This is a genomic window from Acetobacter sicerae, assembly GCF_011516765.1.
GTDB classification, from domain to species: Bacteria; Pseudomonadota; Alphaproteobacteria; order Acetobacterales; family Acetobacteraceae; genus Acetobacter; species Acetobacter sicerae.
Window position 1 is genome coordinate 193,412 of record NZ_JAAABN010000001.1, and the last position, 13,175, is coordinate 206,586.

The 13,175-nt window shown below is 58.6% G+C and carries 14 protein-coding genes and 1 tRNA gene; 11 read left to right on the forward strand and 4 right to left on the reverse strand.

Features of this window, described 5'->3' with window-relative positions:
* Nucleotides 1-3 precede the first annotated feature (3 nt).
* Nucleotides 4-1,542 carry a sensor histidine kinase gene (locus GVI59_RS00805; protein WP_242012856.1) on the reverse strand — a complete coding sequence of 513 codons (1,539 nt, stop codon included), beginning with the start codon at nucleotides 1,540-1,542 and terminating at the stop codon, nucleotides 4-6.
* 93 nt (nucleotides 1,543-1,635) lie between these two features.
* Nucleotides 1,636-2,352, reverse strand: coding sequence for a response regulator (locus GVI59_RS00810; protein WP_173572406.1), 717 nt, complete (start codon nucleotides 2,350-2,352; stop codon nucleotides 1,636-1,638).
* 270 nt (nucleotides 2,353-2,622) lie between these two features.
* On the opposite strand from GVI59_RS00810, the gene GVI59_RS00815 reads away from it, so the two are divergent.
* The gene (locus GVI59_RS00815) at nucleotides 2,623-3,234 is read left to right on the forward strand and encodes a PRC-barrel domain-containing protein (protein WP_242012894.1); all 612 of its coding nucleotides are present in this window, start codon (nucleotides 2,623-2,625) and stop codon (nucleotides 3,232-3,234) included.
* Between the two features lie 78 nt (nucleotides 3,235-3,312).
* Nucleotides 3,313-4,563 (forward strand): MFS transporter, encoded by a 1,251-nt coding sequence (locus GVI59_RS00820; RefSeq protein WP_173572407.1) that lies wholly within the window; start codon nucleotides 3,313-3,315, stop codon nucleotides 4,561-4,563.
* A gap of 10 nt (nucleotides 4,564-4,573) precedes the next feature.
* On the opposite strand, the gene lipB is transcribed toward GVI59_RS00820, so the two are convergent.
* Nucleotides 4,574-5,314, reverse strand: coding sequence for a lipoyl(octanoyl) transferase LipB (gene lipB / locus GVI59_RS00825; RefSeq protein ID WP_194298962.1), 741 nt, complete (start codon nucleotides 5,312-5,314; stop codon nucleotides 4,574-4,576).
* A 76-nt stretch (nucleotides 5,315-5,390) separates the two neighbouring features.
* Here lipB and GVI59_RS00830 point away from each other — a divergent pair.
* The 8 genes from GVI59_RS00830 to GVI59_RS00865 all read left to right on the forward strand — a co-directional run bounded on the left by GVI59_RS00830 (nucleotide 5,391) and on the right by GVI59_RS00865 (nucleotide 11,866).
* Nucleotides 5,391-5,476 (forward strand) — tRNA-Leu (locus GVI59_RS00830).
* Between the two features lie 243 nt (nucleotides 5,477-5,719).
* A complete protein-coding gene (gene galU, locus GVI59_RS00835; RefSeq protein ID WP_173572408.1) occupies nucleotides 5,720-6,598 on the forward strand; it encodes a UTP--glucose-1-phosphate uridylyltransferase GalU in 879 nt (292 codons plus the stop codon).
* Between the two features lies 1 nt (nucleotide 6,599).
* A complete protein-coding gene (pgmG, locus tag GVI59_RS00840) occupies nucleotides 6,600-8,009 on the forward strand; it encodes a phosphoglucomutase/phosphomannomutase PgmG (protein WP_173572409.1) in 1,410 nt (469 codons plus the stop codon).
* Between the two features lie 11 nt (nucleotides 8,010-8,020).
* Nucleotides 8,021-8,209 carry a DUF3553 domain-containing protein gene (locus GVI59_RS00845; protein ID WP_173572410.1) on the forward strand — a complete coding sequence of 63 codons (189 nt, stop codon included), beginning with the start codon at nucleotides 8,021-8,023 and terminating at the stop codon, nucleotides 8,207-8,209.
* 99 nt (nucleotides 8,210-8,308) lie between these two features.
* Nucleotides 8,309-9,328, forward strand: a complete 1,020-nt coding sequence (moaA, locus tag GVI59_RS00850; RefSeq protein WP_173572411.1) for a GTP 3',8-cyclase MoaA — start codon at nucleotides 8,309-8,311, stop codon at nucleotides 9,326-9,328.
* Nucleotides 9,329-9,454: 126 nt separating this feature from the next.
* Nucleotides 9,455-10,240 carry a DNA polymerase beta superfamily protein gene (locus GVI59_RS00855; RefSeq protein WP_173572412.1) on the forward strand — a complete coding sequence of 262 codons (786 nt, stop codon included), beginning with the start codon at nucleotides 9,455-9,457 and terminating at the stop codon, nucleotides 10,238-10,240.
* 70 nt (nucleotides 10,241-10,310) lie between these two features.
* Nucleotides 10,311-10,499 (forward strand): DUF4089 domain-containing protein, encoded by a 189-nt coding sequence (locus GVI59_RS00860; protein ID WP_173572413.1) that lies wholly within the window; start codon nucleotides 10,311-10,313, stop codon nucleotides 10,497-10,499.
* Nucleotides 10,496-11,866, forward strand: coding sequence for an AtzE family amidohydrolase (locus GVI59_RS00865; protein ID WP_173572414.1), 1,371 nt, complete (start codon nucleotides 10,496-10,498; stop codon nucleotides 11,864-11,866). The genes GVI59_RS00860 and GVI59_RS00865 overlap by 4 nt, the downstream gene beginning before the upstream one ends.
* 15 nt (nucleotides 11,867-11,881) lie before the next feature.
* On the opposite strand, the gene GVI59_RS00870 is transcribed toward GVI59_RS00865, so the two are convergent.
* The gene (locus GVI59_RS00870; RefSeq protein ID WP_173572415.1) at nucleotides 11,882-12,220 is read right to left on the reverse strand and encodes a DUF4112 domain-containing protein; all 339 of its coding nucleotides are present in this window, start codon (nucleotides 12,218-12,220) and stop codon (nucleotides 11,882-11,884) included.
* Between the two features lie 200 nt (nucleotides 12,221-12,420).
* Here GVI59_RS00870 and GVI59_RS00875 point away from each other — a divergent pair, with 200 nt between their 5' ends.
* A complete protein-coding gene (locus GVI59_RS00875) occupies nucleotides 12,421-13,119 on the forward strand; it encodes a MarC family protein (protein WP_173572416.1) in 699 nt (232 codons plus the stop codon).
* Nucleotides 13,120-13,175 lie beyond the last annotated feature (56 nt).

The following is a 13,175-nucleotide window of genomic DNA, read 5'->3' on the forward strand; positions in this document are numbered from 1 at the left end:
GATTCAGGCGACGAGCGTGACCACGGCCTGAAGCCCGTTCGGCTCACGGTTGTGCAGCACGACGTCGCCACCCTGACCGCGGATGATCGTCCGGGTGATGGCCAGCCCCAGCCCCGTTCCTCCGGTTTCCCTGTTGCGGCTTTCCTCGCCTCGCACGAACGCTTCGAACATCCGCTCCAGATCGTCTTCCGGCAAACCGGGACCGTCATCCTCAACCGTCACTGTCACCCGACCATTATGGGGCGGATGGATGATCACCATCGCGTTGCCGCCATAATTGACGGCGTTGTTGATCAGATTGGTGAAGGCACGTTTCAGCCCCATCGGGCGGCCTTTTGTCATGACCGTTCCGTTGAAATCGGCCAGAATGATCCGGTCTCCATCTAACGGTCGGCTTTCAGCAACGTCGTCGACAACCGTTTGCAGAAGCGCATGCAGGTCCAGCGTGGTCAGGGGCTCACTGGCCGAACTGTCCTTGCTGAATTCAAGTGTTGCTTCAACAAGGCTCATCAATTCATTGATATCGTGAAGGAACTTTTCCCTCATCTCATCGTCTTCAATGAACTCGGCCCTTAGCTTCATCCGGGTGATGGGGGTCCGGAGATCATGACCGATCGCAGAAAGAATGCGGGTTCTTTCCGAAATGAACCGTCGGATACGGGACGCCATGGCATTGAAGGCTGCGGCGGCCTGAGCCACTTCGAGCGGTCCCTGCTCGGATAGCGGAGGTGAAGCGGCATCGGGCGCGAAGGCTGCGGCTGCGGCGGATAAGGTGCGGACAGGCAGAAGCAGACGCCTCACTCCCCAGACGATCAGCAGACCGCTGCCGACTGTCATCAGCCCCAGCGCCAGCGGAAAGGTCGCGGAATTGAACGGGTTGGGCGCAGGCAGGCGATAGCGGATGACCAGCCAGCGCGTATCATTGGGCAGCAGAAAGGCCAGACCGCGATAGCGTTTCCTGTGATCCGGCAGCCATGCCACTCTCGTGGGCGGGAAGGGAAACAGCAGATCTTTCAGACGATGCTGCTCAGGTGACGGTCCGAGACATTGCGCGTCGGGACCATGCGGTGCGCTACCCGTGAAGTCTCCACCGGGCTCCGAATGAGGAAGATCATGACACAGATCCGGAGAGCCTCCTCCGAAAAAGGCCGGCGGAGAGTCATTCCGCAAAGAGTGAAACGGCAGGGGAAACGGACCCGGATGAGGGCCGCCCGGACCGGCCATGTCATCGAGAGGGCTGTTCCTGAAACCTTCCGGAACAAAAAACAGCTTCTGGAACTCCATCCAGCCTTCCTGCCGGACCATGTCCTTGTCAGGCTCATTGGCAAGCCGGACAGAGAAGCTGGAAGGCGGGTCGAGTTCCTGTAATTCCTGATCCCGTTCGCCCGGAGGATCTTCCGCGACCGAACGATAGATCATCAGGGTGCGAAGCAGATCCTGATGCGCGACGAAACGTTCATGGAAGGTGATCCTGTCCATGGTCTCCACCGCGAGCCCCATGATGGCCAGTCCCACGAAGCCAACGGTCAGAAGCAGGCTCATCCGTGCCGCAAGGGAGCGCGGCAGAAACCGGACGTACCAATTCTGGGGGAAGAGTCGGTTCACAGCAGCCGCAACGCTGACTGATCCACCATGTCAGCGGCGTTCGACATCGGCGGCGAGCACGTAACCGCCTCCACGCACCGTCTTGATAAGCTGCGCGTTGCGTCCGTCATCTTCCAGCTTGCGACGCAGGCGGCTGACGGCGACATCGATCGCCCGGTCAAAAGGACCGGCCTGCCTGCCGCGCAGGAGGTCGAGCAGCATATCGCGTGTGAGGACGCGATTAGGCCGCTCCAGAAGGGCCAGAAGGAGGTCGTATTCACCACCTGTGAGGGAGACTTCCGCGCCATCAGGATTCAGCAGACGACGACGGGCGAGTTCCAGCCTCCAGCCTGCAAAAAGGATTTCGCGCGCTTCGGTCGAGCCCTGTTCCTGACTTTCGCTCACGCGGCGCAGGACGGCGCGGATGCGGGCCAGAAGCTCCCGGGGATTGAACGGCTTGGTGACATAATCATCCGCGCCCAGTTCCAGACCGATGATACGGTCCGTTTCCTCATTCATTGCTGTCAGCATGATGATCGGCACGTTGGCCTGACTGCGGAACCAGCGGGCGAGGTCCAGCCCCGACTCGCCGGGCAGCATCAGATCGAGAACGATCAGATGATAATGCCCCTGTCCCCAGACACGTCTTGCCTCGCGTCCATCACGAACGCTGGTGACACGCATCTGATTGCGCTCAAGGAATTTTGAGAGAAGATCGCGAATTTCGCGGTCATCATCAATGATCAGTATATGGGGAGTCTGCTCCATGAAACCGCTTATAAAACAACAGGAGCCGCCTGTGCAGGCCATGTTGCATTCTGTTGCACTTCGGGATGTGTCGTACGATTTGACCGGTTGGGGCGAGAGGGCGATCATGTCTCAGGGCAGGTTTTTCCGGCCATCTTTCAAAATGAACGGGCTCCTGAAATGAACAGACTGGAGAACGATGCGATGGATGGTGTCAGTTCACACGTTTCACGAATACCGGCCGCATTGCTCAGAGCCAGTCTGGGCTGTGTCGCCATGGTCCCTCTGATCATGTTTTCATCAGGAGCCTCGGCCCAGTCGCAGGTGGCCAGCCCACCAGCGGAGGCTCAGACTCAGGCCGCCCACTCAATTTCAGTGAATCGCGATACAGCAACCGGCGACAATCCCGATCTGGCTATCCGTGAAGTCGCTTCCGGGAAGTCTGTTGCAGGCGACGCTCAGCCTGTGATCAGCCCGGCCGTCATAACGAATGAACAACTCGGCAGTCTGATTGACCGGGATGTGGAAGCAGTCACCGGCGGCAACCTTGGCCATATCGTTGACGTTCTGATCGATGCTGACGGAGAGATGCAGGCTGTGGTGATCGATATTGGTGGATTTCTGGGTGTAGGCAATCGCCGTGTCGCCGTTGCCTCGGATCTGATTCAGGTCAGCCACACCAACCCGCAGGCTCCGGTCATCATGCAGGTTTCCGCGGCAGTTATCCGCTCTGCCCCTGAATATAAACGAGGGGATGGAAATGCATCCGTCCTCACAGGTCCGCGTCTGCTTGCCTCAGGACAACCGGCTGACACGTCCTCGCCTTCATCGGCTGAGACAATCTCAGTGAAAACTTCCGCCTCTCCTGATCCATCGCCGTCTGCACCTTCTGCTGGCGAGTGAACGCGTGGCGGGCACATGCACTCTCGTCTGCCGTGACCGCTGCATCAGAACGCCTGTGACTGAAGGCAGGCTGACATCATGAAAAAGCTTAAACCAAACAGCACGATGGGGCTGGATGGGGTCAGCTTTTTCGTCGCCAATCTTCAGGCTGCCTTTGGGCCGTTCGTCTCCGTGTATCTCACGGAACAGCACTGGACACAGGGGGAAATCGGTATTGCCCTGACGATCGGGTCCGTCACGGCGATGGCCAGTCAGGTGCCCGCTGGCGCACTCGTGGACGCTCTGCGGAACAAACGGCTTGTCGCTGAATTGTCCATCGTCGCCATTATCGCGTCGTGCCTCATCATGGCGATCATGCCGGAACGTCTGCCAGTGGCCATCGCCGAGATCCTGCATGGTCTGGCAAGCTGTACCCTCAATCCGGCCATCAGCGCGCTGACACTGGGAGTCGTTGCCGTGGCGATCGCCCGTGCCCCGCATAAGGCTCAGGGCGCGCTGGGTATCCGCTTCGGTCGTAACGCCAGCTTTGCTGCTGTGGGGAACGCCTTGTCGGCAGGTCTGATGGGTGCCGCCGGTTATTTCATTTCCGCGCGAGCGACGTTCTTTCTGGGCGCCATGATGGCGGCTCCCGGCCTGCTGGCCCTTCGCCTGATCGAGCCGATTGGGACGCCGCTCGACCGCAGCGCTTCGGGGTTGGCCGAGGGTGAAAGTCCAAAACAGGCAAAGGTTAAATCCTATCTCACTCTTTTAAGGGAGCCGGGCCTGTTCGCTTTCGCGCTATGCGTCGTGTTCTTTCATCTGGCCAACGCCGCCATGTTGCCGCTGGCGGCGGGACAGATCACGAAAGATGCTGGTCATTCGGCGGAAATCATCATTGCGGCCTGTATTCTCGCACCACAGCTTCTGGGCGCAGTCCTGTCGCCGTGGATCGGACGCTGGGCGGAGACCATCGGGCGCAGGCCCGTAATGCTTCTGACGTTCATGGCGCTCCCTCTGCGCGGCATCCTGTTGAGCTGCACATCCAACCCCTGGCTTGTCGTGCCTTTTCAGATGCTCGACGGCATCAGTTCGGCGTCCTTCGGGGTCATGCTGCCTCTTGTGGCGGCGGACCTGACCCGTCGTACAGGACATTTCAACCTCTGCATGGGGCTGCTCGGGCTTGCCATGGGGCTGGGCGCCAGCTTCAGCACGACCCTCGCCGGTGCGGTCGCCGATCATTCGCTCCGATATGCGTTTCTTCTGCTGTCGGCATCCGGAGGCGTCTGTCTGCTGCTGATTGTTTTCCTCATGAAGGAAACCCGCAGGGAAGACGTCGCGCAGCAGGCCTGAACACCAGACATCAGCCCGCGATAAGCCGGTCCCATTCCTCCACCAGAATGGCGTCAACCTGCTCCATGGTGGCCGTAACGCCGAGCTTCCTCAGGCTGGTGACGCCGAACTCCCTGATCCCGCAGGGAACGATGCCGTCGAATGCGGACAGGTCGGGATCGACGTTGATCGAAATCCCGTGCCAGCTGACCCAGCGGGTCACCCTGACACCGAGAGCCGCTATCTTGGCTTCCGTGCCGGTCCGGGGATCGACGACCCAGACGCCCACACGTCCCTCGCGCCGCTCACCCTGAACGCCAAGACGGGCAAGTGTTGTAATGATCCACTGCTCCAGAAACGAGACGTAGGCCCGCAGATCACGCTCAGGCACGGGACCATGGGGGCGGGACAGATCCATCATCAGATAGGCGACCCGTTGTCCGGGGCCATGATAGGTCCACTGACCACCGCGTCCGGCGGGGTAGGTGGGATATCCCCGTGGGTTGAAAAGATCAGCTTCCTTGGCGGACGTGCCCGCCGTGAACAGGGGAGGATGCTCAAGCAGCCAGATTCGTTCCGATGCTCCGTCGGCGCGAATCTCCCGGACAGTGTTTTCCATGCGGGAAAGAGCCACCGGATAGGGGACGAACTCCGTCGATCTTTCCCATACGATGCCGCCGTCGGTCCGGAATTTTTCCGGGACCTCCCCGCGCGGAACGGCCGTATCGGCAATTAAATCAGGTTCTTTGTCACGAATCGTACATTCAGACATTGCAGCATTCTCAGGCATCAGTTATACGCCCCTCCAACTTCAACCGGTATCACTCAAATGAGACTGGTTGTCACGGGCGGCCGTGGCGGAATGGTAGACGCGCAAGCTTGAGGTGCTTGTGGGGGAAACCCTGTGGAAGTTCGAGTCTTCTCGGCCGCACCAAAGTTACCCTGAAACTCAGGGTTTTACTTTTCAAAAAAAAGACAGTGATGCAAATCAAACCACCCTGCAGAGAATGCGAGGGTGGTCTGTCTTTATTTTTTGTAAATATTTTCCTTTTGCCGCGTTTTTAACAGACTTCTGCACTAGAACAGACTGGCGAGACCGATTTACTGTCTCCACCATCTGGGCGCGGGAGGTCTGCTCGTGTGCCCTGTTCCGTAGCATGGATAAAGGTACTACTTCGTGATCAAGCCTTTACGTAAAGCAGTTCTTCCGGTTGCCGGACTTGGAACAAGATTCCTTCCCGCCACCAAAGCCATGCCGAAAGAGATGCTGCCTGTCGTGGACAAGCCGTTGATCCAGTACGCGATCGACGAGGCGCGGGCGGCAGGTATCGAAGAAATTTGCCTCATCACGGGTCGCGGCAAAGATTCTCTCATCGATTATTTCGATGTCGCTTTTGAGCTCGAGCATACGCTTCGTGAGCGCAACAAGCTCGATGCCCTGAAAGCTCTTGAGCAAAGCAGCATCGAAGCCGGCTCACTGATCGCCGTTCGCCAGCAGGAGCCTCTGGGCCTTGGCCACGCCATCTGGTGCGCCCGCAGCTTCATTGGCGATGACCCGTTTGCCATTCTCCTTCCGGATGATGTCGTGCAGGGAAAAGTCGCCTGCATGAAGCAGCTCGCCGATGCGTATTACGCGACAGGCGGCAGTGTGGTTGCCGTGGAAGAAGTTCCCCACGAACACACCAATCGTTACGGCATCCTGAAACCAGGGAAGGATGACGGTAAGCTGGTCGAGATCACCGGTCTGGTCGAAAAGCCGAAGCCGGAAGATGCGCCATCGAATCTCTCCATCATCGGTCGTTATGTGCTGACGCCGGAAATCATGCCGTTCCTGTCTCTCCTTGAAAAAGGTGCTGGCGGTGAAGTGCAGCTGACCGACGCCATGGCCAAGACCCTCGGCAAGACGCCGTTCCATGGTCTGCGCTACGAAGGCACCCGATTCGACTGTGGCAACAAGATCGGCTTCCTTGAAGCCCAGATCGCCTTTGCTCTTGAGCGTCCTGAACTGGCGCCGGATGTGAAGACGTTCCTGAAAAAATATACGGGAGCCGTCTGATATGAGCTTCAAGCACACTTTCGAACAGACAAGCCTGCGCGAATATGACATCCGCGGCATCGTCGGCAAGACGCTGCATGTCGAGGATGCTTTCGCCATCGGCCGCACCTTCGCCAGCATCGTTCTGAAGAACGGCGGCAAGACGGTGGTGATCGGCTTTGACGGCCGCATATCCTCGCCATCCCTGGAAGAGGCGCTGGTCAACGGCGCCGTTGCTTCCGGTGCTGACGTGATCCGCATTGGCCGTGGTCCGACCCCGATGCTGTATTTCGCATCCGCCACACTGAAGGCGGACGGCGCGATCATGGTCACGGGCAGCCATAATCCGGCCAACTACAACGGCTTCAAGATGATGCTGGCCAACAAGCCGTTCTTCGGCGAGCAGATCAAGCATCTCGGCCATCTGTCCCGCGAAGGCGACGTCGTTCCCGAAACAAAGGGCACGGTGAAAACCATCGATATCAAGAAAGAGTATATCGAACGCCTTCTGAAGGATTATGACGGCGGTGACCGCAAGCTGAAGGTTGTCTGGGACAACGGCAACAGCGTGGCTGGCGACATTCTTCCGGCCCTGCTCGACAAGCTTCCGGGTGAGCACATCATCCTGAACGGCGAAGTCGACGGCACGTTCCCGGCTCACCATCCGGACCCGACGGTTGCGAAGAATCTCGAGCAGATCATCGCTTCGGTCAAAGAGAACAAGGCCGACCTCGGCATCGCCTTCGACGGCGACGCAGACCGTATCGGGCTTGTGGACGACAAGGGCGGCATCCTCTGGGGTGACCAGATCCTCGTTCTGCTGGCGCGCGACGTTCTGAAGAACCATCCGGGCGGCACGATCATCGCCGATGTGAAGGCTTCTCAGGTTCTGTTCGACGAAGTGAAGAAGGCCGGAGGCGAGCCGCTGATGTGGCGCACGGGTCATTCCCTCATCAAGTCGAAGATGGCCGAGACAAAGTCTCCGCTGGCAGGTGAGATGTCCGGTCACATCTTCTTCGCCGACAAGTGGTACGGCTTTGACGATGCGATCTACGCCGCCATCCGCGTGCTGGGCATCGTCGCCCGTATGAAGGAGCCGCTGTCCGCGTTCCGCGAGGCTCTGCCGCAGACGATCTCCACCCCGGAAATCCGCTTTGACTGCGACGATCTGCGCAAGTTCAAGGTGATCGAGGAAGTGGCCGAGCGTCTCCGCAAGGACGGCGCGGACGTGTCCGAGATCGACGGCGTGCGCGTGAACACGCCGGACGGTTGGTGGCTGCTCCGTGCGTCCAACACGCAGGCTGTTCTGGTCGCGCGTTGTGAAGGCAAGAGCGAAGCCGGTCTGGACAATCTCAAAGCCGCGCTGACGCGCCAGCTTGAGCTGTCCGGTCTGGAGAAGCCTGACTTTTCTGGCGACAACGCCGGTCACTGATCAGGAAAAGGGTGAAACGTGTGACTGAGGATGCGTTTCACTCCTTTCTGGAGCCGGGCCAGTGGGTCCGGCATCCAGACCACCCCGAATGGGGTGACGGGCAGGTGCAGTCGGCCATCTCCCACAGGGTGACTGTCAATTTCCTGCATATGGGCAAAGTGGTTCTTGATGCCCGTGTTGTGACGCTTGCCGTCATCTGAGCTGATTTTCTGCACCAGCTGCCTGTGTGCCATGCATATCCTGCTGCTCTGGAAGGAGTTTCGCTTTCCAGTGGCGTCGTGCGGGTTTATACAGGACCAATGCAGTCCAGTTTAATCGACATTCAGGGCCGGAAAATCTCTTATCTCCGTGTTTCGGTGACGGACCGGTGCGACATGCGCTGTGTGTACTGCATGTCGGAAAACATGGAATTTCTGCCACGTCCTGAGGTTCTCACATACGAAGAACTCGAACGGCTATGCGCGGTTTTCATGAGTCATGGCGTTCGTCGGATACGCCTGACAGGCGGTGAGCCTCTGGTCAGACGCGATATTGGCGACTTTCTGCTCTCACTTGGACGATGGATTCAGCCTCACAGCACCATGCCAGGGCTGGACGAGCTGACGCTGACGACCAATGGCAGCCAGTTGACCCGTTACGCCGACACTCTGGTGAAGGCAGGGGTCCGCAGGGTTAATGTGAGTCTGGACTCCCTGAAGCCAGAACGTTTCTCCACCATCACCCGACGCGGTAATCTGCATCAAACCCTTGAAGGTGTTCGCGCTGCACGTGATGCGGGACTGGCTGTCCGCATCAACACTGTCGCGATGAAAGGAATCAATGACGATGAGTTTGATGATCTGATTGCCTGGTGCGGTGAAATCGGCGCTGATCTGTGTCTGATCGAGACGATGCCGATGGGCGAGACCGGTGAGGACCGGCGCGCCCAGTATCTTCCTCTCCACGCGATCAGGCTCAGTCTTCAGAAACGGTGGACGTTCGAAGCTGCCAGTGGCGCTGGTGGCGCGGGACCGGCCCGTTATGTCCGCGTCGCGGAAACGGGGCAGCGGCTGGGCTTCATCACGCCGCTCAGTCACAATTTCTGCGATAGCTGTAATCGTGTCCGCCTGTCCTGTTCGGGGCAGCTTTACACATGTCTTGGGTCGGACGGCGCAGTGGATCTGCGTGAAATTCTGCGAACTGGCGGAACGGATGTGGATATTCTTGATGCGATCGACCGCAGTCTTGCCCGCAAGCCGTTACGCCACGATTTTCTGATCCCCGGCAATGATGCAAAAGTGCAGGGGCCATCCCGTCTGATGAGTGTTACTGGCGGATAAATTCATCAGACTGTTGACGTATGCCGACCACGCACAGAGATTGGGTGCGAACGGCATCTTCACGGAATTGGTGATTTTTCAATATATTCCGTGCCTCATGCCGTGATGCACAACACGAGGCAGGAAATGAGCGTCAGCAGCCGGATCAGTCCCGTTATTCAGGACATCGTTGAGAAAGCTCTTGAAGAAATCGAGACATCTCTGGACGCCCGCATTATCCTCGCTATGGATGCCGGCCTGAGAGGGCAGGGTATGGAGTCTGCTGACAGCCCATACAAAATCATGTTCGTCTATGTGCATCGGCTGGACTGGTATCTGAAGCTCTCGCCCGGTCCTGCGACGGTCGAACTGCCCGCATCGGATGATTTTTCACTGACGGGATGGGATATCCGGCATCTCGTCGAAAAAATGAAGCAGTCCGATGCGACGGAAACGACATGGTTGAACAGTGGTGCAGTCTATCGTTCCGATACGGATCTGATGAGACGTCTTGCGGTGCTGCAACGTCGTGTCTGGCAACCCGCTCCCGCCCTTGCTACTGAACTTAAGACCGCGGCCAGTGTGCAGGGGAAATGGGCGCTGGGCCATAGCCTGACGACAGAGCAGTTTCTGATTCCCATGTATGCGGCTCTCTCCGGCAGAGCGATTGCGGAAGACAATGGCCCGCCTCCACAAGACATACGGGTGCTGTATGAAGGGCTGAGTGAAGAAGTCACCAGCGAGATGGATACCATTCTGTCGGAGAAGGCGAAAAGTGTCGCAAATTCTGGCGCGCCGTCCTGTTTCCGGTCCCAGATATTCATGAATGCTGAGCTGGAACGTCTGCAGACAGTTGAACTCCCGACACATCCTGCTCCGGCAGACAGTCTGTTCGATCGTTTTCTGGCTGATACGATCCGCCGGTTCGGCTGATGAGGGTTGGAAAGCATCGCAGTCAGGCGTGATGCCGACATCTGGGGAAAGCTGAGAGAAGGCGAAAGCAATGCAGAGTGACACGGAGCAGGATACGGGCGATCTCCTCGCAGCTGCCCGCAGGATCAGACTGACTATCCCTGACGCCTGCCTGCCGGGTGTTACTGCCAACACCAGACTTTTGCAGACCTATATCGACCTTGTGCTTGAACTCGATCTTCCTGACGACTGTCCGCCAGCCTATGAGTACGCACCATGAGCCTGACCGCTGTCGCCATTGCCAACACAGTGCGCTTCGGACTGCGATCAGCCCGGGAGGTCGTGGAGACGACGCTGGAGGCGCTCGGAACCCGTAACCAGACCTATCACTGCGTCACCCGGCTGCTGACAGAGCGGGCGCTGCATATGGCTGACACGCTGGACGCCAGAATTGCTCACGGCGATCCCGTCGGTGTCCTTGCCGGTGTTCCTTTCGGTGTAAAAGATCTCTTCGATATGGAGGGGATGGTCACGACGGCAGGTTCGGTCGTGCTCAATGGTAATCCCCCGGCCACACAGGATGCCGCTGTCGTGCAGAGGCTTGTCGCGGCTGGCGCGATCCCTGTCGCTACGCTGAATATGGATGAATTCGCCTATGGCTTCTCCACGGAGAACGCCCATTACGGCACTACACGTAATCCAAGAAACACCGACTGTCTGGCCGGTGGCTCATCGGGAGGGTCAGCCGCTTCGGTCGCGGCGGGTCTGCTACCGTTCGCTCTGGGTTCGGATACGAATGGATCCATCCGCGTGCCCGCTTCTCTCTGCAGCGTCTGGGGGCTGCGTCCTACACAGGGACTTCTTCCGCTGGACGGGGTTTATCCTTTTGTCGCCAGCCTCGACACGGTTGGTCCGTTCGCCGGAACCGTGACGGATCTTCAACGTGTTTTTGAAGCCATGAATGGCCATGCGCTTGAAGAAATTGAAGATGTGCGCGGTCTGCGCGTCGCTCGGCTGGGGGGCTGGTTCCTGCAGGATGTCGATCCGGCCCTGCTTGACGGTCTTGACCGCATTCTGGCGTTCTTCGGAAGCCATAAAGAGATTGAGCTGGCCGAAGTCGCACGAGCGCGGGCGTCCGCTTTCCTGATTTCAGCCGCCGAGGGAGGCAATCTGCATCTGCCTCGCCTGCGGAAAGTTCCCATGGATTATGATCCAGCGACCAGAGACCGGCTGATCGCGGGGGCCATGCTGCCATCGGCGGCCGTCATTCAGGCGCACCGTTTCCGGAACTGGTTTCGTACCGGGCTGCATGAACTCTTTGAACAGGTCGATGTGCTGATCGCCCCGGCAACGCCCGGTCCAGCTCCCCGTATCGATCAGGCGACCCTCTCGGTTGGTGGCAGGACTGTTTCTGCCCGTGCCAATCTTGGACTGTTCACGCAACCCTTGAGTCTGGGGGGAATGCCCGTTCTTTCCGCTCCTCTGCCGCCAGCGGCGTCAGCCTCGACAAACGGAATGCCGCTGGGAATACAGATCATTGCTGCTCCCGGAAAAGAGAACATGCTTTTTGCGATAGGCAAGGTTCTCTCTCACGCAGGTCTTGCGGGTTATCCCGTCCTTGGTATGCCTGTGCCGGACAAGGACTAAGGAGAAGGGGATCGGCTATCGTCTGACGACGCCGAAATACTGCTCCAGAAGGTCGATATTTCGCAGGTTGGCCTTGAAAGCGATATCGACCAGATTTCCCAGCACCGGGACCAGGTCGAACGCCGCTTCCAGCGCAATGTTGACCAGCATTTTGGCGAGCAGACCGGTGGGAGCCTTCAGGCGCCAGCCTTCCCAGACAAAAAGCAGGGAAAGAACAGTCATGACCACTGTGCCGCCTACTGGCAGCAGACCGATCAACGCGTCTGCTCCCATGCGGTATTTCGTTCCCGGTATGCGTAAGGCCGCATCCAGAAACCAGGCCAGCCGTCTCAGCCTCTGAAGACGCTGAAACACGTCTCCAGAAAGTGGGGGCAGGATTTCTCCGTTCAAAGCACTCGCTGCGTTCATACCAGAGATATGAGAATCGCCGGTCTCCCGCGCAAGGAGGGTAATGCAAAAATTTACTTTGCTTGCTATGGGAGGCCGCTTCGCTCCGGATTGTCGCATCTGCCAGCCGCCGGATAACACTGCCTTTTTCTGGAACCCATCCGGCCATGTATATCCCGTCCGCCATTGTCGTAGCACGCGACAGTTTTCTTCTGGCGTTTCCAGCTCTTTTTTCGATCATCAACCCGCTCGGGGCTGCGATCATCTTTATTCAGGCCGCAGGCAACTGTCCGGCGAGCGAGCGTGCCCGTCTGGCGAAAATGGTCGCCTTTTACACGACACTTCTGCTGATCGGTTCGGTCTGGATCGGCAGTCTGATGCTCAGCTTCTTCGGCATCACCCTCAACGCCCTGCGCGTGGCGGGCGGTCTTTTCGTCGCGCGTGGCGGCTGGATCATGCTGCAGAGCCCGGCCGACAACGATCACCAGCGGCAGAGCCAGATCGTCACCGACGATGGCACGCCCATTTCAGCCCCCAATTCTCAGGACATTGCGTTCTTTCCGCTCACCATGCCTTTTACCGTTGGTCCCGGCACGCTGTCGGTCGCCATCGCCCTGAGTTCCGGCGATAGCGGCAAGCATTCACTGGCTTATGAGGGGGGACTGTCCGCCGCGGCGGTCGCGGTGGCTCTGACCGTGTGGCTTGCCTATGCCTATGCAGACCGACTGACCACCATTCTGGGCGTCACCGGAACCCGGATCATGGGGCGGCTGGCAGCCCTGATCCTTCTGGCAATTGGCGTGCAGATCGTGGCGGCCGGGCTGATGGGTTTCGGGCATGACTTCCTGAGTTCCGTGAAGAACTGACGGGTTTTATGATTTCGACATGAATGGTGAGTGCTGCCGCGTAGCCATTTCCCGGA

Bases quoted from the DNA above. Each gene is read 5' to 3' on its own strand.
- GVI59_RS00805 (WP_242012856.1), bottom strand. From the start codon at position 1,542: ATGAGCCTGCTTCTGACCGTTGGCTTCGTGGGACTGGCCATCATGGGG.
- pgmG (WP_173572409.1), top strand. From the start codon at position 6,600: ATGAGCTTCAAGCACACTTTCGAACAGACAAGCCTGCGCGAATATGAC.
- GVI59_RS00860 (WP_173572413.1), top strand. From the start codon at position 10,311: ATGCAGAGTGACACGGAGCAGGATACGGGCGATCTCCTCGCAGCTGCC.
- GVI59_RS00810 (WP_173572406.1), bottom strand. From the start codon at position 2,352: ATGGAGCAGACTCCCCATATACTGATCATTGATGATGACCGCGAAATT.
- GVI59_RS00875 (WP_173572416.1), top strand. From the start codon at position 12,421: ATGTATATCCCGTCCGCCATTGTCGTAGCACGCGACAGTTTTCTTCTG.
- GVI59_RS00820 (WP_173572407.1), top strand. From the start codon at position 3,313: ATGAAAAAGCTTAAACCAAACAGCACGATGGGGCTGGATGGGGTCAGC.
- GVI59_RS00865 (WP_173572414.1), top strand. From the start codon at position 10,496: ATGAGCCTGACCGCTGTCGCCATTGCCAACACAGTGCGCTTCGGACTG.
- GVI59_RS00855 (WP_173572412.1), top strand. From the start codon at position 9,455: ATGAGCGTCAGCAGCCGGATCAGTCCCGTTATTCAGGACATCGTTGAG.
- GVI59_RS00815 (WP_242012894.1), top strand. From the start codon at position 2,623: ATGTTTTCATCAGGAGCCTCGGCCCAGTCGCAGGTGGCCAGCCCACCA.
- moaA (WP_173572411.1), top strand. From the start codon at position 8,309: ATGCAGTCCAGTTTAATCGACATTCAGGGCCGGAAAATCTCTTATCTC.
- lipB (WP_194298962.1), bottom strand. From the start codon at position 5,314: ATGTCTGAATGTACGATTCGTGACAAAGAACCTGATTTAATTGCCGAT.